We start from the raw sequence: 25,686 nt of genomic DNA on the forward strand, positions 1-25,686 counted from the left end.
CTCAGATGGACAAATTATTAATTTTCATCTGCATCATTTCGCTCAGTGCCGGAGTAACATCGCTTTTCACGCCTGCTTCCCATGCACTACGCGCACCTTGCTTATCACCTTTGCTCAGCAATGCTTCACCACGCAAGTCGGCAACAATGGCAGCCCACCCTTCACCTTTGATGGTATCAAGGGTTTTCAGCGCGGCATCAGCCTGCTTGAGCTGTACCTGAACGCGAGCAAGACGCAGATTTATCACGGCTTTGAGATTTTCATCGCTCGTGTCTGCCAGCCCCTGTTGTAACTGGGCGGCAGCTTTCTCTAGTTCATTTTTGTCAACAAATTGCTGCGCAAGTTCCAAAGAAGCCAGCGCACCATAAGTATTTTTATTTTCAGCAGCAAATTTTTCCGCCGCCGGGATGCTATCCGGTTTGCCTTCGCTCACTGCGGTAACCGCATTTTGATAGGCAAGAGAAGCGGAGCGTGCAGAATCAACCTGATGGCTGTTCCAGTAGCGCCAGCCAGTCAGTGCGCCAACGCCCAAAATCCCCCCAACAGCCAGTGCTTTGCCATTTTCAGCAAAAAAGCGTTTAACCGCTTCTACCTGGTCGTTTTCGTTCTCGTAAATTTCCACGCTGTCCTTCTCCTTCCTTAACCCAGTAACGTGCGCAAATGCGCGGCTACGCTATCCTGCGCAACTGCCGTTTGCTCACCAGAGCGCAAATCCTTCACTACTGCTGTGCCGTTAGCCACTTCAGACTCACCCAGCACCACAGCAACGCGGGCACCCCATTTATCAGCACGGGCAAACTGTTTCTTAAAGTTGCCGCCGCCGTGGTTGGTCATCAATTTCACGCCCAGTAATTCATCACGCAGACGCTCAGCTAATGCCATAGCCGCAGATTGTGTATCAGCACCTGAAGCCACCAGGTATATATCGACAACAGGATCGGCTTTAAATTCCGGATTAACGGCCTGTACTAACAATACAAGACGTTCGAGGCCCATCGCAAAACCGACAGCCGGTGTTGCACGACCGCCCAGTTGTTCCACAAGACCGTCATAACGACCGCCTGCACACACGGTGCCCTGGGAGCCGAGACTGTTAGTCACCCACTCGAAAACGGTACGGTTATAGTAATCCAGACCACGCACCAGACGCTGGTTTACGGTGTAAGCGATCCCCGCGCTCTCCAGCAGTTTGCACAGACCGGCAAAATGCTCACGAGATTCCTCGTCCAGATAATCACCTAATGCCGGAGCGTCGTTGAGAAGCGCCTGCACTTCCGGATTTTTTGAATCCAGCACGCGCAGCGGGTTAGTGTACATGCGGCGTTTGCAGTCTTCGTCCAGCTTTTCTTTATGCTGCTCAAGGAATGCCACCAGCGCATCGCGGTAATTGGCGCGTGCTTCCAGCGAACCGATAGAATTCAGCTCAAGAGTTACGTGTTCGAAGATACCCAGCGCACGCCACCAGCGGGCAGTGAGCATAATCAGTTCAGCGTCGATATCCGGACCTTGCAGACCGAAAACTTCGCAGCCCAACTGATGGAACTGACGATAACGCCCTTTCTGCGGACGCTCGTGACGGAACATCGGCCCGATATACCACAGACGCTGTTCCTGATTGTACAGAAGACCATGCTCGATGCCGGCGCGTACACAGCCCGCCGTCCCTTCAGGGCGCAGAGTCAGGCTGTCGCCATTGCGATCCTCAAAGGTGTACATCTCTTTTTCAACCACGTCGGTGACTTCACCAATCGCACGTTTGAATAGCGGGGTCTGCTCTACAATCGGCAAGCGGATTTCACTGTAACCGTAGCTGCCGAGCACGTTTTTCAGTGTGCCTTCAATGCGCTGCCAGATGGCCGTTTCGCCAGGCAGGTAATCGTTCATGCCGCGAATGGCTTGAATGTTTTTTGCCACGTTTATTCTCTTTCTGAATATAAAAATGAACCCTCAACGCTTCCCTCAATGTTTCGGGAGCCATGCGGGTTCAATCATACACGGGAAGCGAGGCGCTTCCCATCACGTTATTATTTTTCCAACCTGCTGAACGTCAATTCGACGCGCTTCGTCCAGCTGACTGGCTTTCGCACGAATGCGTGCTTCCAGCTGGTCGATCATATCGTTGTTGTCCAGACGGTCTTTGCGCACGCCATCTTCATAGAGGCCGCTTTTCTTGTTGCCGCCGGTGACGCCGAGTGTAGAAACCAGCGCCTCACCTGGGCCATTCACCACGCAGCCGATAATCGAAACGTCCATCGGAGTGATGATATCTTCCAGGCGTTGCTCCAGCGCGTTAACCGTACCGATAACATCAAATTCCTGACGCGAACAGGTCGGGCAGGCGATGAAGTTAATCCCTCGCGAACGGATACGCAGCGATTTCAAAATATCGAAACCGACTTTGATCTCTTCGACCGGATCGGCCGCCAGCGATACACGCAGCGTGTCGCCGATGCCTTCCGACAGCAGCAGACCTAAACCAATGGCGGATTTTACTGCCCCGCTGCGTGCACCACCGGCTTCGGTGATCCCCAGATGCAGCGGCTGATCGATCTGTTTTGCCAGCAAACGATAAGACTCAACAGCGAGGAAGACGTCAGACGCTTTCACGCTGACTTTGAACTGATCGAAGTTCAGGCGATCGAGATGATCAACATGACGCATGGCGGATTCCAGCAACGCCTGCGGCGTCGGTTCGCCATACTTTTCTTGCAGATCTTTTTCCAGCGATCCGGCGTTAACGCCAATACGGATCGGAATGTTTTTATCGCGCGCACAGTCAACCACCATGCGAATACGCTCTTCATTACCGATATTACCAGGGTTAATACGCAGACAATCGACGCCGTATTCCGCTACTTTCAGCGCAATGCGATAGTCGAAGTGGATGTCAGCCACCAGCGGCACGTTAACCCGCTGTTTGATGAGTTTGAACGCTTCTGCCGCGTCCATCGTCGGTACGGAGACACGGACGATATCAGCGCCAACGCGTTCCAGCGCCTTGATTTGATTGACCGTTGCTTCGACATCTGTCGTACGCGTATTGGTCATGGACTGTACGGCGATGGGAGCACCATCGCCAATCGGCACATTCCCAACGTAAATACGTGTTGATTTTCTACGTTGAATTGGAGCCTGGTTATGCATGAAAAATCTCCCGCGTTACCCGTCTGTTACTGCGCCGGTGATTGTTCGGCATTGAGGGTCAGACGCGCAACCTGGTTAGTTCTGATAAAACGACTCAGATCGACAGGTTTCCCTTGATACTGGATCTGTACTGCGGCTGGCGCACCAATTTTCAGTTTATACGGTGCCTGGCCGGTTAAATTCAAATTACCGTCTTTACGCTGCATCCCGCTAAACAATTTTTTACCGGTAGCATCAGTGACCTCCAGCCAGCAATCGGCAGTAAAGTTCATCACCAGCGCATTCGGATCAGCCGCCGGCGTGGTCACGCCAGCCTGATCGGTTGGCAACGGCGCAGCACCATCTGGCGTTGTTGCTGCCGTTGGTACCGGGGTCGCGGCGGTATCAACATTTGCCTGCGAAGGCGAAACAACCGCATTCTGTTGCGGATCAACAGCTGGTGCTGGCGCAGTTACGGCAGGTGTTTGCGTGTTGGTTGCGGTAGTATCCACAGACGCTGGCGGCGTGGACGTTGTAGCCGGGTCTGTAGTTGTCGACGTATTTAACGGAACACTCTGCCCCTGCTCGCTATTACTGCTCAGTTCCGCCGAAGATTGATCGGCCATAGTGGTGATCTCTTCCTGCTGAGCTTTGTGGTCTTGCCACCACCAGGCACCGCTCAGGCCGATAACCACAAACAACACCAGCCAGGTGAAGGTCATTAGCCAGCCGTCGCGTTTTTTGCGGCGTTTACCGAGGGAAAAACTCTGCATTGGCGCAACTTTTGCAGCCCGAAGTGGAGCCTGCTTTTCCAGCCCTGGCAGCAGTTCTTCTTCTGGAATATGTACCAGACGCGCATAAGAGCGGATATATCCGCGCAGGAATGTTGAAGCAAGATCGGCGGGTGCCTTATCTTCTTCAATGTCGCGTACCGTGGAAACCTTCAGGCAAAGTCGCTCGGCAACGGCCTGCTGACTAAGTCCTAGTTGTTCGCGAGCATTACGCAGGCGAGCGCCGGTAGTAAGTGCTTCATTTTGGTCGTGCGTGGCTTCAGTATTCATTCGCTGCAGGTACGTTTAAATGAGAATTGAGATGCCGGTGAACCATCATGCTCACCCACACCGCGAAACATCCGTTAAGTTAACCGTTATCATACAGTATAAGACCGTCTGTGTGCTCGTGACAAAGCCCACATTCACTGAGGCTAACTTACTGTTGCATCGTTACATACTGCCTTAAAGTCAGCAAAAACGCACCGTTAATATTGACCAGACAATTGCAACTTAATACTTCATTCATAAAAGATTACGCCACGGTACATAAAGTAACCGTGGCGTAATGGCTATCAGACCGCTTTAATATCGATGGCTTCACCCTGCATCCGTTTACGCAGAGTACGTTTCGTACGGTCGATAACATCGCCCGCCAACTGACCACAGGCAGCATCGATATCATCACCACGCGTTTTACGCACAATAGTGGTGAAACCGTAGCTCATCAGCACTTTTGAGAAACGGTCGATACGGCTGTTCGAACTGCGTCCATACGGCGCGTCCGGGAACGGGTTCCACGGGATCAGGTTGATCTTACACGGCGTATCTTTCAGCAGTTCCGCCAGTTGGTGCGCGTGTTCAGTGCCGTCGTTAACGTGGTCAAGCATCACGTATTCAATAGTGACTCGGCCCTGATTGGCGTTGGATTTCTCCAGATAACGGCGCACCGCAGCAAGGAACGTTTCGATATTGTACTTTTTGTTGATCGGCACAATTTCGTCACGAATTTCGTCGTTCGGCGCGTGCAGGGAAATTGCCAGTGCAACGTCGATCATATCGCCCAGTTTATCCAGCGCCGGAACTACACCGGAAGTGGAAAGCGTCACGCGACGTTTAGACAGGCCAAAACCGAAATCATCAAGCATGATTTCCATCGCCGGAACGACGTTGTTCAGGTTGAGCAGCGGCTCGCCCATGCCCATCATCACGACGTTAGTGATTGGGCGCTGACCGGTGACTTTTGCTGCGCCGACGATTTTCGCCGCACGCCACACCTGGCCAATAATTTCCGATACCCGCAGGTTGCGGTTAAAGCCCTGCTGGGCGGTGGAACAGAATTTACACTCCAGCGCACACCCCACCTGCGAAGAGACGCAGAGCGTGGCACGGTCGTCTTCCGGGATATACACCGTTTCGACGCGCTGATCGCCAACGGCGATCGCCCATTTAATGGTGCCGTCGGATGAACGCTGTTCTTCAACCACTTCCGGTGCGCGGATTTCCGCCACCTCTTTCAGTTTGCCGCGCAACACTTTGTTGATGTCGGTCATCTCATCAAAGTTGTCGCAGCAATAGTGATACATCCACTTCATCACCTGATCGGCGCGGAAGGTTTTTTCACCTAAATCTTTAAAAAACTCCCGCATCTGCTGACGGTTGAGATCCAGCAGGTTGATTTTTCCATCTTTCGTGGTGACGTTTTCAGGTGTGACTAATTGTTCAGACATATGCTATTCCGGCCTCGTTATTACACGTTATGGCCCCTGGAGGGTTGAAAAAAGAAACGCCCCGGTGAGCGGCTGCTCGTCCGGGGGCGCTGCATTGTACAAATTCTGGCGCACGGATGCCACGTTTGCACGCGGCATTTACGAAATTATTAACGGGTGCGCGGGCACACTTCGCCTTCGCCGAAGAAATAAGCGATTTCGCGAGCGGCAGATTCGACGGAATCAGAACCGTGGGTACCGTTTTCGGTCAGGCTGTCAGCGTAATCAGCGCGCAGAGTACCAGCCAGTGCGTTTGCCGGATTGGTCGCGCCCAGCAGATCGCGGTGACGCTGAACGGCGTTTTCACCTTCCAGCACGGAAACCACGATCGGGCCAGAGGTCATGAATTCAACCAGACCATCAAAGAACGGTTTTCCATCGTGTTCAGCATAAAAGCCACGTGCCTGTTCAACGGTCAGATGCAGCATTTTGGTGCCGACAATTTTGAACCCTGCAGCTTCAAAGCGCGCAAAGATATTACCAATGACGTTTTTTGCTACCGCGTTCGGTTTGATGATGGAAAAAGTACGTTCAATAGCCATTTTTACCTCTGTAAATTGTTCTGTTGTTGTCTGTACCAGCGTACGAGATGGCGCGGATTATAATGAGCAACAGGGCCGTTGACTATTGATGAAGGTAACATTTTTTTTAAAATAAAATGAGTTTTAGCAACAATCAGGGACAAAACAGACTATTGCATGACAAATTTCACTGTCGCGATTTGCCCCACATCATCCATCACCAGCAATTGATAATCACCTTTATCCGTCAAATGCAGGGTCACGTTGCGCCCGCGTTCAGTTAACGGTTCGCCATTCAGAAACCACCAGCGTTCACCTGCCCCTCCACTTGATTGCAACGGCAAAGTCGCTTCCGCTGCGCCCGGTAAACGTTTAATAATCGCGCCATCGCGAACGCCTGTCAGCTGCAGAGGGAGCTGGGCATCGTGACCGTATGGCGGGCAAATTGTCGAGGCCGGTGGTAAGCGCACAGCGCGACGTTCTGATGCGGGCAGCCAGGGTTCCAGCGGTAGCGGCCAGACATTTACCATTTCTTGCTTCGCCTGCGGGCAGTCAGCGGCGACGCGCTGCCCTTTGTCATCCAGCCAGATGGGGAAGCGAATGCCATTAATCCCTTCCTGCTCTGACAGTAACAGCGTTGGCGGCTGGCTGCCATCCAGCAGCCAGGTTGCCAGGCGGCGGCGACAGTTACCGTCACCTTCCGGCAAAGACTGTCCGCCCGGCCAGCAGATAACGCCACGAGTGACTGAGTTCGGGCGCGGGTCTTCCGGCAGATTCGCACTGCGCGACAGTAAGATATTATTGACCTGATTCAACAATGGTACGGCACTGGCAAAGCCAAACTGACCAACAACGGGCGTGCCGTCAGGTCTGCCAGTCCAGATCCCAATGACATAGCGAGCGTTAACCCCAATCGCCCAGGCGTCACGATAGCCATAGCTGGTGCCCGTTTTCCATGCCAGTGGGGCGACGCGCGGCAAGGCACTATCCGGCAAGGGTTGCGCTTCATCAGCCATAATCCGGCGAATGATCCACGCCGCCCCCGACGACATTAAAGGCCGTTCAAGCAGCGGATCGTCAGGCTGTAAGCGCAATTTGCCTGCCTTGCCGTGGCGAGCAAACGCGGTATACGCTGCCGCCATATCTTCCAGTTTTGCACCAGCGCCGCCGAGAATGAGTGAAAGATTCGGCGCAGCGCCGTTGGGCAAATATAACGGCAATCCAACATTGCGTAACTTTGCCGCAAACCGTTTCGGTCCATAGGCTTCCAGCACCTGCACAGCAGGTAAGTTCAGCGAGCGCACCAGCGCCTCGCTCATGTTGATCGGGCCATGAAAACCGCTATCAAAGTTACCTGGTCGATAATCACCGGTGCGCCGGGGGACGTCTTGCAGCAGTGATGCCGGGTGGATCAAGCCTTCATCCAGCGCCAGACCATAAACAAACGGTTTGAGCACCGATCCTGGCGATCGGATCGCATTGACCATATCAACATGACCAAAGCGTGAATCATCGTTGAGATCAACCGATCCCACCCAGCCGCGAACACGCATATCGGTATGATTAACCACGATCATCGCCAGTGAGCTGCGCGGTGGCAACCGCCCTTTCCAGTTTTGCGCCAGTTCTTCCAGACGTCGTTGAAGACCGGCATCCAGCGTAGTAACGATTTTGTCGCTTTTGCTTTTACCGAGCATCATGCGCGAAAACAGCGGTGCCAGTTGCGGCATTTGTCGGGGTGCCAGCCAGATGGGTTCTTCCCTTGACTCTTTTACCTGCTCACGGGACCACACACCTTGCGCAGCCATCCGTTCGAGCACTTTATTACGCGCGGCTTCGGCACGCTCCGGCCAACGATCCGGGCGCAGTCGGCTGGGCACTTGCGGTAACACCGCCAGCATTGCCGCCTCGGAATAGCTTAAATTCGCAGGCGATTTTCCGAGATAAGCCCAACTTGCCGCACCGATCCCCTGCAACGTACCGCCAAACGGAGCGCGGTTAAGATACAAGATCAGAATTTCACGCTTAGACAAATGCCACTCCAGTTGCAACGCGCGCCAGAGCTGGAGAATTTTGCCACCAAATGTTTTGGGGTGAGGATCAAGCAGACGAGCAACCTGCATAGTGAGCGTGCTGCCACCGGAAATAACCCGTCCCGAAGTGAGATCTTGCCATGCTGCGCGCGCCACCGAGAATGGATTAACCCCCGGATGCTTCCAGAACCAGCGATCTTCATAATTGATCAGCGCTTCAAGGTAACGTGCCCCTATTAAGTTGTCAAGCATGTTATGACCCCTGCGGGGTATAAAAAGTCCCGTCGCGCATCATGGCGAACAGAACGTCGCAGCGTCGTCTCGCCAGGGCGATAAGCGCCTGATTGTGTCGTTTTCCCTGACTCATTTTGCGGGTGTAGTAAGCCCTGGAGAGCGGATCCCTGAGCGCGGTGAAGGCCGACAGGAACAACGCCCGTTTGAGAGCTTTATTACCCCGTCGCGAGGGATGCTCACCGCGTATTGACGAGCCGGATCGCCGAGTTACCGGCGCAAGGCCAGCATAAGCAGCGAGATGTGCGGCAGAGGCGAAGGCGCGGCAGGCGACCTCGGTGAGGAGTCTGGCTGCGGTCCTGACACCGACTCCGGGCATACTGGTCAGGACCGGGTAAAGAGGGTGAGCAAGAACTCGCTGTTCTACCTCAAGCGCCACCTCGTCTCTTTGCTTACGCAGCGTGATGAGCTGGAGTGCCAGACGTGGCAGTACTACGGCAGCGGCATTCGTGCCGGGAACGACGACGGTTTGTTCGGCCAGTGCCTGAGCTATGTCTGCTGCAAGGCGTTTACCCAGACGAGGCGCAAGTTTGCAGAGCTGGGCTGCCAGCTTCTTCTCACCCAGCGAAGCGAGTTTTTCTGGTGAGGGATATCGCTGGAGAAGATCGATGTACCGCCGGGTGCTCAAGTCTCGGACCGAGAACGCGCTCCGGTGCCGGATGTATCTGGGTCAAGAGCACTCGGATACGGTTGCTGGCCTGCGTTGTCTGTCCTGCAAGATCATCATCGAAGCCGCAGAGCATGTAGAGTTCGGCGATTTGCTCGTCAGCCAGTTCCAGCGTGGGTAGCGCGTTAGGCAGGGTACGGGCAGCTTCGGCAATGATGGCAGCGTCACGAGCATCAGTTTTAGCTTCACCGGCGTGTAAGTCGGCTATGCGGCGCATGGCCAGTCCAGGGAGGTATCCGACAAGGACTCCTTCTGAGCGGGCAACGGCGACAGGTAACGCACCGATGGTAGCTGGCTGATCAACAACCAGCAGTATCTGACCATGTTGTTTCAGGTCAGATATTAGCGACCTGAGTTTGTTTTCGTCGTTGGGTAATGCTTTATCGAACAGGCGTTTACCTGAACGATTAATGGCAACAGCGTGATGCGTATCTTTACCGACATCAACGCCGATAAAGACCTGGACGGATTCGTAATCGCTGGATTCGGTCATTCTGTCTCCCTTGTATATGGGTTAACCAGATAACCACGGGGAGCAGGTACCGGCATCCACGTTACAGACGGTCCCGGCAAAAGTGCCTGACCTGACCCCTATTAGCGGTTACCAGCGCCCCACCAGACCCGGTGACATCCCCCCCCGGATCATGGACGACTGGGGGCAGTAATCATGCCGGGTCTGGCTGGCTAACACCCCATTATAAGGGGTACGAATAAAGTAACGGGGACTTGCAGGCTGGCAGCGCGATGACCTGCTATTAGAAGAAGGTGCAGTAGAGCTGCCGGAAGGAGAGTTTAACGCCGCGTTTAATCCTGAAGCAGTGGTGAAAGTAACCGATGTGTTATTGGCAAGCCATGAAAATACGGCGCAAATTATTGATGCCCGCCCGGCTGCACGTTTTAACGCAGAAGTTGATGAACCTCGCCCAGGTTTACGTCGCGGACATATTCCCGGTGCATTGAACGTTCCGTGGACGGAACTGGTGCGCGAAGGCGAACTAAAAACGACCGATGAACTGGATGCGATATTTTTTGGTCGCGGCGTCAGCTATGACAAACCGATTATCGTCAGCTGCGGCTCTGGTGTAACGGCAGCCGTGGTTTTGTTAGCACTCGCGACGCTGGATGTGCCAAACGTGAAACTGTACGACGGCGCATGGAGTGAATGGGGCGCGCGGGCAGATTTACCGGTTGAGCCAGTGAAATAAGTATATTACAGGCAATAAAAAACCGCCGAATTTGGCGTTTTTTTATTGCTGGTCTGGTTCGCGGCCTTTCCAGCAGGTTGACTTGTGTTACATGAGCAACGCAGGTGCTTCACAGCAAAACAATACTCACCAGTAACTCTCTTTTTGTCAAGCAAAAGAGAGTAATTATTGTTTATTTAGCGTATTATCGACACCGGCCCTTTCCGCCGTGTTCGGTAATAAAATAACCTGGCTTATTAGTCCGAATTCAGACAAATATAAACAAATCCTGCTCAAAATTAAAAATTCTAACCGGTAAAAGATATTACTTAAACATGTAAATTTACTTTCCTTTAAAAAACAAAAAACCGCCAAAATCAGGCGGTTATTTGTTGCTGGTCCGGTTCGCGGCCTTTCCAGCAGGTTGTATTACCGTAGTAATGCAAGCGCGTCTCAGCGGAGACAATACTCGCCAGTAACTCTCTTTTTGTCAAGCAAAAGAGAGTTATTATTGTTCTGTTAGTGTATTATCCACTGCGGCCCTTTCCGCCGTCTCGCAAGCGGGCGCTGGCTTAAGGAAAGGATGTTCCGCGACCGTTAGAGCAAGCGCGTCTCAGCGCTTGCTATCGCGGCAATATCGCCAGTGGTGCTGTCGTGATGCGGTCTTCGCATGGACCGCACAATGAAGATACGGTGCTTCTGTATCGTACTTATTGTTTCTGGTGCGCTGTTTTCCCAAGTAAATAATAACCGGAGTCTCTCCGGCGACAATTTACTGGTGGTTAACAACCTTCAGAGCAGCAAGTAAGCCCGAATGCCGCCCTTTAGGGCGGCATATTTTAGATTATCCGGTTTTGTTTAAAGTCACGCAAAAAACCACCCCAGCGACGTTCATAGAATGGCGCAATATGTTCGGTAATAAAGTGGCTAATTCCTTTTTCCCCTTTTTTCACCTGACAAATATCGATTGGTTCATCGCCAGGTAATGTATCGGTCGCTACACTTCCCGTCGCCTGAATAATTTCTTCGATATCACCATCGGCTTCAATGCCAATAAGTAAATTAGGCTGTGCCTCTTCGTTCTCTTTAATTGAACAAATAAAAGCACGCTTCACCGGCTTAATGGTTTTAAATAAGGTGGTGAGTGAATCAATCATTTGTGCTGGCGGCTCTGCGACTTCCGATAATATCAGCGATTCACCGCCTTCCAGGATTTCCTGGCTGCTCAGCGGATTTCCCTCTTCACCAATCAACAAACTGATTTCACGCGGCATAAATTCTTTACCGGTCGGCAGTTTGGCATTAAGGAAGAGCGTTTCGCCAAGGGTCATCTCAAACAATGTGCGAACGGGCATTACGACAAATGCCTGTTCGTCTTCAACCGCCTGTTGAAGCGCTTCTAACGAGGTGAAAAAAGGAATGACGCTGGTGCCGTCTTCTTTTTCCCAGTGCTGTAAATCAAGCGCACTATCTTCAACCACAGCCTCGCCCTGCGCCGCCGTACCAGGCACCCAGACGGTGGATTCCAGTAGAGTACGGAAAAAGGCCGGGCGGTGCGCCGGTTCGGTTGCTGCTTTTTCCAGCAGGTCTTCAAGTTCGTTTTTTGTTTCGGACATAAGAACCACAATTCATTCAACGTTCGGGGCGCAAATGCCTGATGCGCTACGCTTATCAGGCCTACAAGGGATTCGCAATTTGTTGAATTTGCAGAATTTGTAGGCCGGATAAGGCGTTTACGCCGCATCCGGCATATTAGTTTACGCCGTTAACAGATTAGCTATCGTGCGCACACCAAGTCCCGTAGCGCCCGCAGACCACTGTTCAACCGGCGCTTTACGGTAAGTCGCCGAGCAGTCGATATGCAGCCAGCCTTGCTGATAGTTCTCAACAAAGTGCGACAGGAAGCCCGCCGCCGTGCTCGCGCCTGCCGGATACGCCGCGCTTCCGGTATTGTTCAGTTCGGCAAAGTTAGACGGCAGCTGGCTGCGGTGGAATTCCGCCAGCGGCAGACGCCAGAATGGTTCGTTCTCTTGTGAGGCACTCGCCAGTAAACGACCGGCAAGCGCATCGTCAAAACTGAACAGCGCGTGATAATCATTACCCAGCGCAGTTTTCGCCGCCCCGGTGAGGGTCGCCGCATCAATGATCATTTCCGGTTTCTGCGCACTGGCATCAATCAGACCATCGGCAAGCACCAGACGCCCTTCGGCATCAGTGTTCATCACTTCAACTTTTTTACCGTTGCGATAGGTGATGATATCGCCCAGCTTGAACGCATTGCCGCTAATCAGGTTATCCGCACAGCAGAGGAACAGCTTCACGCGCTTGTTCAGTCCGCGCATAATGGCAAATGCCAGCGCCCCGGTAACCGTTGCCGCGCCGCCCATGTCCGACTTCATCGAGTCCATAAACGCAGTCTGTTTGATGCTGTAGCCGCCGGAGTCAAAAGTGATACCTTTACCTACCAGGCACGCGTACACCGGTGCTTCTTTATCGCCAGTTGGGTTGTAATCCAGCGCCAGCAATACCGGAGAACGTTCTGAACCGCGCCCGACAGTGTGCAGCCCCATATAACCTTGCTCACGCAGATCTTCGCCTTTGGTGATCCGATAAGTCACACGATCGCCCGCGACGTTGCTGATCAGATCAACAGCACGCTGTGCCAGTTGCGATGGTCCCAATTCTTCTGCCGGTGCGTTGATGGTGTCACGCACCCAGTCGATGATCATCAGGCGGTTATCCAGTTCCTGGCGCTGGGCATCGTCCAGATCCGGCCACTCCACTTTACGCGTGCCTTTCGGGCCTTTATAACCTTGCCAGAATGCCCAGCAGCGATCCGCATCCCAGCCTTCACCGCTTAACTGAACATGCTTGATGCCCAGACCGTCAATCTTGCGGGCCGCACGCTGGATCAGCCCCAGATCGTCTGCCCCGTTCAAATGCAGGGTAATGCCGTCATTATTAATGCTGTAAGTTGCTTTTTCTCCCCAGCGCGCGTCGGCAGGTTGGGTAGAGAGGGTAATCTTCATCGCTTCTGTCATTTTAGTTATCCTTATTCGTTTAACAGCAAAACGGGCTACCCCCAGGCAGCCCGTTCATTCACTCGGCTTCGTCCAGCCAGACTAACAAAATCGCTTCGAGGATTTTCTCGTTGGATGCCTGCGGGTCGTCGTCGAAATCTTCCAGATCGCAAATCCACTGATGCATATCGGTGAATCGAACCGTTTTCGGATCAAGATCGGGATACGCATCGTACAGTGCTTCGCCAATTTCGCGGCTATCGGTCCACTTAAGTCCCATACTAACCTCTGTTAATGCTCACGCGCATGGTTGATAGTGTAACGCGGGATTTCGACCACTAAATCTTCGTCGGTGACGCGCGCCTGGCAGCTTAAACGGCTTTCCGGCTCCAGTCCCCAGGCTTTGTCCAGCATGTCGTCTTCCTGCTCTGAGCTTTCCGGCAGTGAGTCAAAACCTTCACGAACGATGCAGTGGCAGGTGGTGCAAGCACAGGATTTTTCACAGGCGTGTTCAATCTCAATACCGTTACGCAGCGCTGCGTCGAGAATGGTTTCACCGCTATTAGCTTCCAGAACAGCGCCATCAGGGCAGAGGTCCTGATGAGGCAAAATAACAATCTTTGGCATATTAAACCTCGTCCACGGAATGGCCTTTCAGCGCACGACGAACCGACTGGTCCATGCGGCGAGCGGCGAAATCCTGGGTTTGTTTGTCTACGTTTTTAATCGCTTGTTCGATGGCGTCAACATCATCGCCCTGCGCCACTTCACTCAGGTGAGCGGCAGCATTGTCAATGACCTGACGCTCTGCGGCGCTTAACAGCGCGGCATCAGCAGCCAGCGCGCCGTGCAGACTTTCCAGCACACGCGCCGCTTCTACTTTTTGTTCTGCCAGCATACGGGCTTTTACGTCCTGCTCGGCATAGCTCATTGAGTCTTTGATCATCGAAGCGATTTCGCTATCGGTCAGACCGTAAGACGGTTTGACCTGAATAGACGCCTCAACGCCGGTGGATTTCTCCATCGCCGTCACGCTCAAAAGACCGTCGGCATCGACCTGGAACGTCACGCGAATATGCGCACCGCCAGCCGGTAGCGCCGGAATACCACGCAGCGCAAAACGCGCCAGTGAGCGGCAGTCCTGCACCAGTTCGCGCTCACCCTGCATTACATGGATAGACATCGCCGTCTGACCATCTTTAAAGGTGGTGAAATCCTGAGCGCGGGCCACCGGAATAGTGGTATTACGCGGAATCACTTTCTCCACCAGGCCGCCCATCGTTTCGAGGCCCAGCGACAGTGGGATCACATCAAGCAGCAGCATTTCGCTGTCTGGCTTGTTACCCACCAGAATATCCGCCTGAATCGCCGCGCCAATAGCGACGACTTTATCCGGGTCGATGGAAGTCAGCGGTGGACGACCGAAAAATTCGCCTACCCGTTCACGCACCAGCGGCACGCGAGTAGAACCGCCCACCATCACCACTTCCAGCACTTCGTCAGCTTCTACACCCGCGTCTTTCAGCGCGCGACGACAAGCCAGTAAGGTTCGTTTTACCAGTGGCGCGATCAGTTCATTGAATTGTTCACGGCTGATTTCGCCCTGCCAGCCCGCAACGTTAACGGTCACGGAGTCCGCATCGCTCAGCGCGATTTTGGCTGCAATGGTGGCATCCAGCAGTTCACGCTGAACGCGGTTATCGCTACGATCAGGAATGTCCGCCTGCTCGCGAATGTAATCCGCCAGCAGATGGTCGAAATCATCGCCGCCGAGCGCGGAATCACCGCCGGTTGCCAGCACTTCAAACACGCCGCGACTTAAGCGCAGAATGGAAATATCAAACGTCCCGCCACCGAGGTCATAAACAGCGATCACGCCTTCCTGACCGGAATCCAGCCCGTAGGCGATAGCCGCAGCAGTCGGTTCGTTAAGTAAGCGCAGAACATGCAACCCCGCCAGACGCGCCGCGTCTTTGGTGCCCTGACGCTGGGCATCGTCAAAGTACGCCGGAACGGTGATAACTACACCATCCAGCTCGCCTGCCAGGGCTTCAGTTGCCCGCGCCGCCAGTGCTTTGAGGATGTCCGCAGAAACGCGCACCGGGTTCAGTAGCCCCGCCGCCGTTTCAATCATCGGCAGGCCGTTTTCGCTGGCCTGGAATTGATAAGGCAGATGCGGATAGCGTTGCTGGATATCAGCCAGCGAGCGCCCCATCAGGCGTTTAACAGAACTAATGGTGTTGGCGGTGTCAAGCGCTGCGTTAGTACGCGCGTCATAACCCACCGAATGCCCTTGCTGTTGATAGTGAACAACAGATGGCAGCAGGTGACGGCCTTCATGGTCGGCTAACGTTTCGGCCTGACCGCTGCGCACTGTCGCCACCAGCGAGTTGGTTGTGCCCAGGTCAATACCAGCCGCCAGACGACGCTGATGCGGCGCAGCACTCAAACCAGGTTCACTAATTTGTAATAAGGCCATGTTTAGCTTCCAGAAATTAAAAATCGAGCAGTTTTTCTTCGAGTTGTTCGGCACTGCTCCGCAGTTTATCGAGAAAACGCAGCTTACGCACCGTATCCGCCGCCGCGTCCCACGCCTCGTTGTCTAACTGTTCAACCATCAACTGATGGCGGGTATCAAACATCTTTTTCACACGTTTGATAAAGCTTTCCAGCCGCGCTTCATCTTTCGCCTGTTCGATCTCGTCCAGCTCTTCGCGCAGCTCCAACTGTTCCATCAGGAACGCGGTGTCGCGCACAGTATGCTGCTCGCTGGCGAGATCAAAACCGTGTAAAGAAAGCAAATATTCCGCGCGCATTAACGGATGACGCAGCGTTTGCCAGGCCTGGTTAATGGTTGCAGATTGCTGTACGGCGGCGAGTTGTTCCGCCAGGCTTCCGCTGGCGAATTTATCAGGATGATACTGACGTTGTAGATCCTGAAAACGCAGGCTCAGTGCCTGGGTATCGAGTTGATAACGGGCAGGCAAGCCAAAGAGGGTGAAGTAATCCATAACATTCTCAGGGCTGCGATCCGCCGCGATAACGGCGAATCAGGTAAAACAAACCCCACGCGCAGGCGACCACGGTGGGGTTATCGGTATGCGCATCAAACGTGGAAGCTTTCGCCGCAACCACACTCATCTTTAACGTTCGGGTTGGTGAATTTAAACCCTTCATTCAGGCCTTCTTTTACGAAGTCCAGCTGCGTACCGTCCAGAAATTGCAGGCTTTTGCCATCGACCACGACTTTCACGCCTTTGTCTTCAAACACGATGTCTTCCGGCGTCGGTTCGTCAACAAATTCCAGTACATAAGCCATACCTGAACATCCGGAGGTTCTCACGCCCAGACGCAGGCCAAACCCTTTGCCGCGGTTAGCCAGAAAGGTATTTACTCGCGCTGCTGCACTGTCGCTCAGTGTAATCGACATAACCAAACCTCAACTCTTATTTTGCTTCACGTTTGCTTTTATAGTCCGCAATGGCGGCTTTGATCGCGTCTTCTGCCAGAATAGAACAGTGAATTTTCACCGGCGGCAGTTCAAGTTCTTCAGCAATATCGGTGTTTTTGATCGCCTGCGCTTCGTCGAGAGACTTCCCTTTCACCCATTCGGTGACCAGGGAGCTGGAAGCGATAGCGGAACCGCAGCCGTAAGTTTTAAAACGCGCGTCTTCAATGATACCTTCATCGTTGACTTTAATCTGCAACTTCATTACGTCGCCACAGGCCGGTGCACCCACCATGCCGCTGCCGACGTTCTCGTCGTTGTTATCAAAGGAACCCACGTTACGCGGATTCTCGTAATGGTCGATAACTTTTTCGCTGTAAGCCATTATAAATTCTCCTGATTCCGATACCGATTAATGATGAGCCCATTCGATGCTGTTCAGATCCACGCCCTGCTTGTACATTTCCCACAGCGGAGAAAGGTCACGCAGACGACCGATGGATTTACGAACTAACTCGATGGTGTAGTCGATCTCTTCTTCAGTAGTAAAACGACCTAAAGAGAAACGGATAGAGCTATGTGCCAGCTCGTCGTTCAGCCCCAGCGCGCGCAGCACGTAGGACGGTTCGAGGCTTGCTGACGTACAGGCGGAACCTGAAGAAACTGCGAGGTCTTTCAGCGCCATAATCAGCGACTCACCTTCAACGTAGTTGAAGCTGACGTTGAGAATGTTCGGCGCACCGTGTTCCAGGTCACCGTTCAGGTAAACTTCTTCGATATCTTTGATGCCGTTCCACAGACGGTTACGCAGGCCGCGCAGACGTTCCATCTCGGTCGCCATCTCTTCTTTTGCGATGCGATAGGCTTCGCCCATTCCGACGATCTGGTGAACAGGCAGAGTGCCGGAACGCATACCGCGCTCGTGACCGCCGCCGTGCATTTGCGCTTCGATGCGTACACGCGGTTTACGACGCACATACAGCGCACCGATACCTTTCGGGCCATAGATTTTGTGACCGGAGAAAGACATCAGGTCAACTTTCAACTGGCTCAGGTCGATTGGCAGTTTGCCCACGCTCTGGGTTGCATCAACGTGATAGATAATGCCACGAGCACGGCACATTTCGCCGATAGCCGCGATATCCTGCACCACGCCGATTTCGTTATTTACGTGCATGATGGAAACAAGGATGGTGTCGTCACGCATCGCCGCTTCGAGTTCTTTCAGGTCGATAATACCGTTACGCTGCGGTGCCAGGTAGGTGACTTCGAAACCTTCGCGCTCCAGCTGACGGCAAGTATCCAGTACCGCTTTGTGTTCGGTTTTGCTGGTGATGATGTGCTTGCCTTTTTTCTGATAAAAGTTGGCTGCACCTTTGATCGCCAGGTTGTCAGATTCGGTTGCACCAGAGGTAAAGACGATTTCACGCGGATCAGCGCCGACCAGATCGGCAATCTGATTACGGGCGATATCTACCGCTTCTTCAGCCTGCCAGCCGAAACGGTGAGAACGAGAGGCCGGGTTACCAAAGGTTCCGTCCATCGTCATGAACTGCATCATTTTCTCGGCAACACGCGGGTCCACCGGCGTGGTTGCGGAGTAGTCGAGATAAATCGGTAATTTCATTGCTCTATAAACTCCGTACATCACTCAATGCAAGGAATCAGGCTACCGGCTGGATGTACGACCGTGTTTACGGAGTATTTAGCACTCCGGCCTGATTCTGAATTCTTTTTATTAAGCGCGTAACTTAACGTCGATCGCGTCTTGTGTGCGGGTGCGTGGCGCGTCGTGAGTATGCTGACGACCAGACACATCCAGCACTTCCTGGTTATTAACCAGTTCGCCTAAAGTAATGTTGTTGAGAAAACCGGTGAGACGGTCGCTCAAATCACGCCACAGCGCGTGGGTCAGGCATTTATCGCCGCCCTGGCAGCCGCCTTTACCCTGACAACGGGTGGCATCTACAGATTCGTCAACGGCGCTAATCACTTCGCCAACGGCGATGCTGCTGGCATCTTTGCCTAACAGATAACCACCGCCTGGTCCACGTACGCTGGAAACCAGACCATTTTTACGCAGACGGGAAAACAGTTGTTCCAGATAAGAAAGGGAAATTCCCTGACGTTCGGAAATATCAGCCAACGGTACCGGGCCCGCTTCAGAGTTGAGCGCAACGTCAAGCATTGCGGTCACGGCATAGCGCCCTTTAGATGTCAGTCTCATGTCTTACTTCACCTCAAACTCGCCCCTGCCCGGGGTTTTTTATTGTAAAAGTGGGGGTATTGCATAGCAGGGTCAAGTCTGACATTCCCGAGTAAATTGGTCAACTATTTACTTGACTGATTTAGTCGGGTATTTAACCTTCAGTGCCATTTTTTTATCGTGGCGTTTGTACCTGTTGTCGGATGCGGTGTGAACACCTTATCCGACCTACGATTCTGTACATTGTAGGCCTGATAAGACGCGTTAAGCGTCGCATCAGGCAACCACTGTTATTCGGCCTTGTTACCTTTATTCTGCTGCTCAATAGAAGCCAGAATCCCGCGCAGGATATTCAATTCCTGGCTTTCCGGGCGCGCACGGGTAAACAGACGGCGCAATTTATTCATCACCTGCCCCGGATGGTTTTCACGGATAAAACCGGTTGCCAGCAGCGTTTGTTCCAGATGACCATAAAAACGCTCCAGATCATCGACCAGCGGATACGGCGTCTCTTCATGCTCGACCTGCTCGCCATTTTCCTGAGTTGCCAGCCAGGCCATACGCACTTCATAGGCAATAACCTGAACCGCCATTGCCAGGTTCAGCGAACTGTATTCCGGGTTTGCCGCAATCGCGACATGATAATGGCATTTCTGCAACTCTTCATTGGTCAAGCCGACGCGCTCACGACCAAACACCAGCGCCACCGGGGTATTTGCCGCTTCAGCGACGCTTTTCAGACCGCATTCGCGCGGGTCGAGCATCGGCCACGGCAGCGTGCGGGAGCGTGCGCTGGTGCCCACCACCAGGCTACAACCGGCTAACGCTTCGTCGAGCGTATCGACGATGTGAGCATTACCAATCACATCGCTGGCCCCTGCAGCCAGGGCAATCGCCTGGGAGTCGGGTTTCACCAGTGGATTAACCAGCCACAGATTGGTTAATCCCATTGTTTTCATGGCACGGGCAACAGAACCCATATTGCCGGTGTGTGACGTCTCCACCAGCACAATTCGAATATTTTGCAGCATTGTCTTTCTTCATCTAAAGATTATTCACGCATCTTATCATAAAACGAAGACAGATGCCGATCTCGCTGCTATACTCTGCGCCGTTTTCCCGTTCTTTAACATCCAGTGAGAGAGACCGATGCATCCGATGCTGAACATCGCCGTGCGCGCAGCGCGCAAGGCGGGTAATTTAATTGCCAAAAACTATGAAACCCCGGACGCTGTAGAAGCGAGCCAGAAAGGCAGTAACGATTTCGTGACCAACGTAGATAAAGCTGCCGAAGCGGTGATTATCGACACGATTCGTAAATCTTACCCACAGCACACCATCATCACCGAAGAAAGCGGTGAACTTGAAGGTACTGATCAGGATGTTCAATGGGTTATCGATCCACTGGATGGTACTACCAACTTTATCAAACGTCTACCGCACTTCGCGGTATCTATCGCCGTTCGTATCAAAGGCCGCACCGAAGTTGCTGTGGTATACGATCCTATGCGTAACGAACTGTTCACCGCCACTCGCGGTCAAGGCGCACAGCTGAACGGCTACCGTCTGCGCGGTAGCACCGCTCGCGATCTCGACGGTACCATTCTGGCGACCGGCTTCCCGTTCAAAGCAAAACAGTACGCCACTACCTACATCAACATCGTCGGCAAGCTGTTCAACGAATGTGCAGACTTCCGTCGTACCGGTTCTGCGGCGCTGGATCTGGCTTACGTCGCTGCGGGTCGTGTTGACGGTTTCTTTGAAATCGGTCTGCGTCCGTGGGATTTCGCGGCAGGCGAGCTGCTGGTTCGTGAAGCGGGCGGCATCGTCAGCGACTTCACCGGTGGTCATAACTATATGCTGACCGGTAACATCGTTGCTGGTAACCCGCGTGTTGTGAAAGCCATACTGGCGAACATGCGTGACGAGTTAAGCGACGCTCTGAAGCATTAATGACTCAGGCGGGTGATATCACTCACCCGCCCTCGCCTTTCAGGCGCTATTCCGAAATACTTCCTCACCGCTTTACTTTCTTTCGTCACTCTCCCACCATCTTTCCCCGATTAATGGATGATAAAGAAGTCGCAAGGAAAGGTTATGGCACTGCCAGTGAACAAACGCGTTCCCAAAATTCTGTTTATTCTCTTTGTTGTTGCCTTCTGCGTTTATTTAGTGCCGCGCGTTGCCATCAACTTCTTCTATTATCCTGACGATAAAATTTACGGTCCCGACCCCTGGTCGGCGGAATCCGTCGAATTTACGGCTAAGGACGGTACTCGTCTGCAAGGCTGGTTTATTCCTTCTTCGACGGGCCCTGCTGACAACGCCATCGCAACCATCATTCATGCTCACGGCAATGCCGGAAATATGTCCGCCCACTGGCCGCTGGTCAGTTGGTTACCTGAGCGTAATTTCAACGTTTTTATGTTTGATTATCGCGGGTTTGGTAAATCAAAAGGCACTCCGTCCCAGGCCGGATTGCTGGACGATACGCAAAGCGCCATCAATGTGGTGCGCCATCGCAGTGATGTAAACCCACAACAGCTGGTGCTGTTCGGGCAGAGTATTGGCGGGGCGAATATTCTTGCTGTTATTGGTCAGGGTGATCGTGAAGGCATACGTGCGGTGATCCTCGACTCCACATTTGCCTCTTATGCAACCATCGCCAACCAGATGATCCCCGGCAGTGGCTACTTACTTGATGAGAGTTACAGCGGCGAAAATTACATCGCCAGCGTCAGCCCGATCCCGCTTTTACTCATTCACGGTAAAGCCGATCACGTTATCCCATGGCAGCACAGCGAAAAGTTGTATAGCCTGGCAAAAGAGCCAAAACGGTTGATCCTAATCCCGGATGGCGAACACATTGATGCTTTTTCCGATCGTCACGGCAATGTTTATCGCGAACAGATGGTGGACTTTATCCTTAGCGCGTTGAATCCGCAGAACTAACCCATGATCGCTAGCACGATAATCATTCACAAAACCACCTTAAGACATGCTAATCCACTGGTCAGAACAGTTTAAAATGAGAAAAATTCTGTGACGCTTGCCAACATTTCTGATGATTAGCATTCCCTTCGCCATTTCCCTGAGCAAACTTTAGCTATTCTTATCAATTATGCTTATGGGAGATCTACAGATGATGCCTACGCTTGCTCCACCATCTGTCCTTTCGGCTCCCCAGCGCCGCTGCCAGATCTTGCTGACGCTCTTTCAGCCGGGGTTGACCGCCACCATGGCAACCTTCAGCGAGCTTAATGGTGTGGATGATGATATTGCCAGTCTTGATATCAGCGAAACAGGACGGGAGATCCTGCGCTATCATCAACTCACACTGACGACTGGTTATGACGGTAGCTACCGGGTTGAAGGTACAGTGCTTAACCAACGTTTGTGTTTATTTCACTGGCTACGACGTGGTTTCCGTCTGTGTCCGTCATTTATTACCAGCCAATTCACCCCCGCCCTGAAGAGTGAACTGAAGCGGCGCGGAATTGCGCGTAACTTTTACGACGATACCAATCTACAAGCGTTAGTGAATCTCTGCTCCCGACGGCTGCAAAAACGCTTTGAATCGCGCGATATTCATTTCCTGTGTCTGTATCTGCAATATTGTTTGCTGCAGCACCACGCTGGAATTACGCCTCAGTTTAATCCGCTCCAACGTCGCTGGGCGGAATCCTGCCTTGAATTTCAGGTAGCGCAGGAAATTGGACGCCACTGGCAGCGTCGGGCGCTCCAGCATGTACCGCCTGATGAGCCACTGTTTATGGCATTACTTTTTTCCATGTTGCGGGTTCCCGATCCACTGCGGGATGCGCATCAGCGGGACAGACAATTGCGTCAGTCTATCAAACGTCTGGTAAACCATTTTCGTGAGCTGGGAAATGTTCGTTTTTATGATGAACAGGGGTTATGTGATCAGCTTTATATCCACCTCGCCCAGGCGTTAAATCGCAGTTTGTTTGCCATCGGTATTGATAATACCCTGCCGGAAGAGTTCGCCAGACTGTATCCACGCCTGGTACGCACCACCCGCGCGGCGCTGGCCGGATTTGAAAGTGAATACGGCGTCCATCTTTCTGATGAGGAAAGTGGTCTGGTCGCGGTGATTTTCGGTGCCTGGCTAATGCAGGAAAACGATCTGCATGAAAAACAGATTATTCTACTGACCGGGAATGATAGCGAGCGAGAAGCGCAGATTGAGCAGCAGTTACGCGAACTAACGTTACTGCCGCTCAACATTAAGCATATGTCGGTAAAGGCATTTTTGCAGACAGGCGCTCCGCGTGGCGCGGCACTGATTATTGCGCCTTATACCATGCCGTTACCGCTCTTTTCACCACCGCTGATCTATACGGACCTGACGCTGACAACACATCAACAGGAGCAGATCCGCAAAATGCTCGAATCAGCATGAGGGAACAACTTTCGGGCGCAAAAACATTGCCGGAAGCGCCACCAGCGCCATTACCCAGAACACGCCGTGGCCCAGATATTGATACAGGAAACCGGCGAAAACGGTCATGATAGCGATACTGCCGCCCATCGCGACGGCAGAGTAAACCGCCTGTAAACGGATGACTTCGCTAACCTGGCGAGCAGCAATATAACGCATGGCGGCCAGGTGGCAGACCGTGAAGGTGCCGCAATGCAGAATTTGCACCACTATCAACCACGGCAACGCCGTAGTTGCTCCCATAATGCCCCAGCGCACTACGCCGCAAATCGCCGAGATCAACAGCATATCGCGAGCACTACAACGGCGGAAAAGTTTATTACTCAGCGCAAAGATAATGACTTCCGCCACCACGCCCAGCGACCACAAATACCCCACCGCCGAGGCCGAGTAGCCAGCTGCCTGCCAGTAAATGGCGCTAAAACCGTAATAGGCCGCATGTGCCCCCTGCAATAAACAAACGCAGGCCAGAAAGCGCCAGTTCTGGCGAACCAGCGCCAACCACGCAGACCAACCGGTGCTCTCCTGCTGGCGGCTTGCCCCTTGTGGCTGAATCGTCGGACGGATGAGAAAGCCGAGCAGCATGGATGCCACGCCCAACGTCAACAGCACGAGGATCACCCGATAATCAAACATAGTGACCAGTTTGCCCGTCAGCGCCGAGCCAATGACAAACGCCACCGAGCCCCACAGTCGCACTTTGCCGTAATCAAGCGGGAACTGCTTTTGCCACGTATTCGCCAGTGCATCGGTCAACGGTACCAGCGGTGAGAAAAAGAGGTTAAAGCCAATCATCACCAGCATCAGCCACGCTACGTGCGCCCCCGCCCAGAAGGCGACAGCAAAGAGAAGTGGCAGCAGTGCCAGCACGCGCAAGGCGGAAATCAGGCGGGAAGGATCGCTGACGCGGGGCGCGATGAGCAAACTCCCGAGAAAACGGGCAACCAGACCTGCCCCCAATAACAGGCCGATGGTTTCTGGCGTTAAACCAATCCCTTTAAGCCAGACGCTCCAGAAAGGTAAAAAAATGCCGTAACTAAAAAAGTATGTGAAATAGCCGAGCGCCAACCAGCGCGTGGATTGCAAAACCATGAGTCCCTCCCGTCAGGAGGCGTTAGTCTGGGGTTAATCGAATGTTGGTGCAAGTTGAAAAATAAGAATATTCGAGCCTGCTTCCCGATGTCTGTAACGCCAGTTCACAAGCACTAAAAAACTGCGATCCGCGACGCATGTTGCAAAAATAATGCGTAATTATGCCGTTACGCTTGCCAAACGTTCCTGCACAATGGCGATGAAATCGCGTAATGCCAGCTTCATCTCCCCTTTCTTCCACGCCATCAGTAAAGCAATGGAAGGCACATTTCCGGCAATGGGACGAAAAACAACCTGCCCGGTATTAAAATTATTCATATAACCGGGTATCAAAGTGACGCCCAGCCCCATGCCCACCAGATTCATGGTCACCAGAATATTCGTTGCCACCTGGACGATATTTGGCTGGCTGTTTTCTTGCGCAAACCACGCTTTAACGATCGGCGCAAGCGAACCGGAATACGCCGGATCGGTACTGACGAAATTCACGCCATCCAGTTGCGCGGCGGTGATCTCTTTTTCATGTGCTAAAGGGTGATCAACCGGTAACACCACCACTAATGGTTCGTCAAAAAGCTCCAGATAATCAATCTCCGGGCTATAAACAGGATGGCGCATTAAGCCGACGTCGAGTTCACCACGGCGAATTTTTTCCTCCTGTTGCGTGGTGATTAAACTCACCAGCTCAATCAAGGTGTCTGGCTGTCTGAGACGAAACATCGGTAATACTTTTGGCAATAAATTCACTTCCGCCGATGGCACAAAGCCAATGGTTAATTGTCTGTCTTCCTGAACAATTTTCCGCGCCCGTAATTTGGCATTTTCCGCTTGTTCGAGGATTGCCAGCGCGTCCTGGAGAAAACATTCTCCCGCCGCCGTCAACGCGACTTTGCGCTTATCCCTCACCAGTAACGGAACACCGACACAGTTTTCAAGATCGCGGATCTGGCTGCTTAACGAAGGCTGTGAGGTATGCAGTTTTTCCGCCGCACGGGTAAAGTTCAGTGCCTGCGCCACTGCGACGAAATAGCGTAAATGCCGTAGTTCCATCACCTTCCCCTTGTTATCGAAAAAACGTCTCAGCTGGTAGAAATTAACTA

At 52.9% G+C, this 25,686-nt stretch carries 23 protein-coding genes, 2 pseudogenes and 2 other annotated features; of the genes and pseudogenes, 4 read left to right on the forward strand and 21 right to left on the reverse strand.

Going from position 1 to position 25,686, the window contains the following annotated elements; genetic code table 11:
- Window position 1: 1 nt before the first annotated feature.
- From SF2559 to SF2566, 8 genes and pseudogenes are all read right to left on the reverse strand, one after another.
- Entirely contained in the window at window positions 2-622 is a 621-nt protein-coding gene (locus SF2559) for a hypothetical protein (protein NP_708352.1), read from the reverse strand.
- A gap of 17 nt (window positions 623-639) precedes the next feature.
- Window positions 640-1,914, reverse strand: coding sequence for a histidyl-tRNA synthetase (gene hisS, locus SF2560; RefSeq protein ID NP_708353.1), 1,275 nt, complete (start codon window positions 1,912-1,914; stop codon window positions 640-642).
- A 102-nt stretch (window positions 1,915-2,016) separates the two neighbouring features.
- Window positions 2,017-3,144: a 4-hydroxy-3-methylbut-2-en-1-yl diphosphate synthase (flavodoxin) gene (gene ispG / locus SF2561; RefSeq protein NP_708354.1), complete on the reverse strand. Its 1,128-nt coding sequence runs from the start codon at window positions 3,142-3,144 to the stop codon at window positions 2,017-2,019.
- A 26-nt stretch (window positions 3,145-3,170) separates the two neighbouring features.
- A complete protein-coding gene (yfgA, locus tag SF2562) occupies window positions 3,171-4,184 on the reverse strand; it encodes a cytoskeletal protein RodZ (RefSeq protein NP_708355.1) in 1,014 nt (337 codons plus the stop codon).
- Between the two features lie 284 nt (window positions 4,185-4,468).
- The gene (gene yfgB / locus SF2563) at window positions 4,469-5,623 is read right to left on the reverse strand and encodes a ribosomal RNA large subunit methyltransferase N (RefSeq protein NP_708356.1); all 1,155 of its coding nucleotides are present in this window, start codon (window positions 5,621-5,623) and stop codon (window positions 4,469-4,471) included.
- A gap of 149 nt (window positions 5,624-5,772) precedes the next feature.
- Window positions 5,773-6,204, reverse strand: a complete 432-nt coding sequence (gene ndk, locus SF2564) for a mulitfunctional nucleoside diphosphate kinase/apyrimidinic endonuclease/3'-phosphodiesterase (RefSeq protein NP_708357.1) — start codon at window positions 6,202-6,204, stop codon at window positions 5,773-5,775.
- A 149-nt stretch (window positions 6,205-6,353) separates the two neighbouring features.
- A complete protein-coding gene (locus SF2565; RefSeq protein ID NP_708358.1) occupies window positions 6,354-8,468 on the reverse strand; it encodes a penicillin-binding protein 1B-like protein in 2,115 nt (704 codons plus the stop codon).
- Window positions 8,444-9,813 (forward strand) — a mobile genetic element. (Overlaps the previous gene by 25 nt.)
- Window positions 8,453-9,667, reverse strand: a pseudogene (locus SF2566). Its footprint overlaps the feature before it by 1,215 nt. The gene SF2565 and the pseudogene SF2566 overlap by 16 nt, the downstream one beginning before the upstream one ends.
- 83 nt (window positions 9,814-9,896) lie before the next feature.
- Window positions 9,897-10,379: a sequence feature (Similar to Escherichia coli K12 thiosulfate sulfurtransferase gi: 1788869 (335 aa). BLAST with identity of 98% in 161 aa. This CDS has been truncated. The sequence has been checked and is believed to be correct.), on the forward strand.
- Between SF2566 and sseA the strand changes: the two are divergent.
- Window positions 9,897-10,379, forward strand: a pseudogene (sseA, locus tag SF2568). (Overlaps the previous feature by 483 nt.)
- An 818-nt stretch (window positions 10,380-11,197) precedes the next feature.
- Here the strand turns inward: sseA and sseB are convergent.
- The 11 genes from sseB to SF2579 all read right to left on the reverse strand — a co-directional run bounded on the left by sseB (window position 11,198) and on the right by SF2579 (window position 20,063).
- A complete protein-coding gene (sseB, locus tag SF2569) occupies window positions 11,198-11,974 on the reverse strand; it encodes an enhanced serine sensitivity protein SseB (protein ID NP_708361.2) in 777 nt (258 codons plus the stop codon).
- A gap of 141 nt (window positions 11,975-12,115) precedes the next feature.
- Window positions 12,116-13,399 carry an aminopeptidase gene (gene pepB / locus SF2570; RefSeq protein ID NP_708362.1) on the reverse strand — a complete coding sequence of 428 codons (1,284 nt, stop codon included), beginning with the start codon at window positions 13,397-13,399 and terminating at the stop codon, window positions 12,116-12,118.
- 58 nt (window positions 13,400-13,457) lie between these two features.
- On the reverse strand, window positions 13,458-13,658 hold the full coding sequence (gene yfhJ / locus SF2571) for a hypothetical protein (protein ID NP_708363.1): 201 nt from the start codon (window positions 13,656-13,658) through the stop codon (window positions 13,458-13,460).
- Window positions 13,659-13,669: 11 nt separating this feature from the next.
- Window positions 13,670-14,005 (reverse strand): [2FE-2S] ferredoxin electron carrer protein, encoded by a 336-nt coding sequence (gene fdx / locus SF2572; protein NP_708364.1) that lies wholly within the window; start codon window positions 14,003-14,005, stop codon window positions 13,670-13,672.
- A 1-nt stretch (window position 14,006) separates the two neighbouring features.
- On the reverse strand, window positions 14,007-15,857 hold the full coding sequence (gene hscA, locus SF2573) for a chaperone protein HscA (protein NP_708365.2): 1,851 nt from the start codon (window positions 15,855-15,857) through the stop codon (window positions 14,007-14,009).
- 16 nt (window positions 15,858-15,873) lie between these two features.
- The gene (gene hscB / locus SF2574; RefSeq protein ID NP_708366.1) at window positions 15,874-16,389 is read right to left on the reverse strand and encodes a co-chaperone HscB; all 516 of its coding nucleotides are present in this window, start codon (window positions 16,387-16,389) and stop codon (window positions 15,874-15,876) included.
- A 95-nt stretch (window positions 16,390-16,484) separates the two neighbouring features.
- Window positions 16,485-16,808: an iron-sulfur cluster assembly protein gene (gene iscA / locus SF2575; protein NP_708367.2), complete on the reverse strand. Its 324-nt coding sequence runs from the start codon at window positions 16,806-16,808 to the stop codon at window positions 16,485-16,487.
- A 16-nt stretch (window positions 16,809-16,824) separates the two neighbouring features.
- A complete protein-coding gene (locus SF2576) occupies window positions 16,825-17,211 on the reverse strand; it encodes a scaffold protein (RefSeq protein NP_708368.1) in 387 nt (128 codons plus the stop codon).
- Window positions 17,212-17,238: 27 nt separating this feature from the next.
- A complete protein-coding gene (gene yfhO / locus SF2577; protein ID NP_708369.2) occupies window positions 17,239-18,453 on the reverse strand; it encodes a cysteine desulfurase in 1,215 nt (404 codons plus the stop codon).
- A 111-nt stretch (window positions 18,454-18,564) separates the two neighbouring features.
- Window positions 18,565-19,053 (reverse strand): DNA-binding transcriptional regulator IscR, encoded by a 489-nt coding sequence (locus SF2578; protein ID NP_708370.1) that lies wholly within the window; start codon window positions 19,051-19,053, stop codon window positions 18,565-18,567.
- A 269-nt stretch (window positions 19,054-19,322) separates the two neighbouring features.
- Window positions 19,323-20,063, reverse strand: coding sequence for a tRNA (cytidine/uridine-2'-O-)-methyltransferase TrmJ (locus tag SF2579; RefSeq protein NP_708371.1), 741 nt, complete (start codon window positions 20,061-20,063; stop codon window positions 19,323-19,325).
- Window positions 20,064-20,181: 118 nt separating this feature from the next.
- Here SF2579 and suhB point away from each other — a divergent pair, with 118 nt between their 5' ends.
- The 3 genes from suhB to csiE all read left to right on the forward strand — a co-directional run bounded on the left by suhB (window position 20,182) and on the right by csiE (window position 23,455).
- Complete coding sequence (suhB, locus tag SF2580; RefSeq protein NP_708372.1) at window positions 20,182-20,985, forward strand: inositol monophosphatase; 804 nt, start codon at window positions 20,182-20,184, stop codon at window positions 20,983-20,985.
- 144 nt (window positions 20,986-21,129) lie between these two features.
- Window positions 21,130-21,984: a hypothetical protein gene (locus SF2581; protein NP_708373.2), complete on the forward strand. Its 855-nt coding sequence runs from the start codon at window positions 21,130-21,132 to the stop codon at window positions 21,982-21,984.
- A 190-nt stretch (window positions 21,985-22,174) separates the two neighbouring features.
- Window positions 22,175-23,455: a stationary phase inducible protein CsiE gene (gene csiE, locus SF2582; RefSeq protein NP_708374.2), complete on the forward strand. Its 1,281-nt coding sequence runs from the start codon at window positions 22,175-22,177 to the stop codon at window positions 23,453-23,455.
- On the opposite strand, the gene hcaT is transcribed toward csiE, so the two are convergent.
- Both hcaT and hcaR read right to left on the reverse strand, forming a co-directional pair.
- Window positions 23,447-24,586 carry a 3-phenylpropionic acid transporter gene (gene hcaT, locus SF2583; protein ID NP_708375.1) on the reverse strand — a complete coding sequence of 380 codons (1,140 nt, stop codon included), beginning with the start codon at window positions 24,584-24,586 and terminating at the stop codon, window positions 23,447-23,449. The genes csiE and hcaT overlap by 9 nt on opposite strands.
- A 159-nt stretch (window positions 24,587-24,745) precedes the next feature.
- Entirely contained in the window at window positions 24,746-25,636 is an 891-nt protein-coding gene (gene hcaR / locus SF2584; RefSeq protein NP_708376.2) for a DNA-binding transcriptional regulator HcaR, read from the reverse strand.
- Window positions 25,637-25,686: the final 50 nt, after the last annotated feature.

This window comes from Shigella flexneri 2a str. 301 (genome assembly GCF_000006925.2).
In the GTDB taxonomy this organism is placed as follows: domain Bacteria; phylum Pseudomonadota; class Gammaproteobacteria; order Enterobacterales; family Enterobacteriaceae; genus ECMA0423.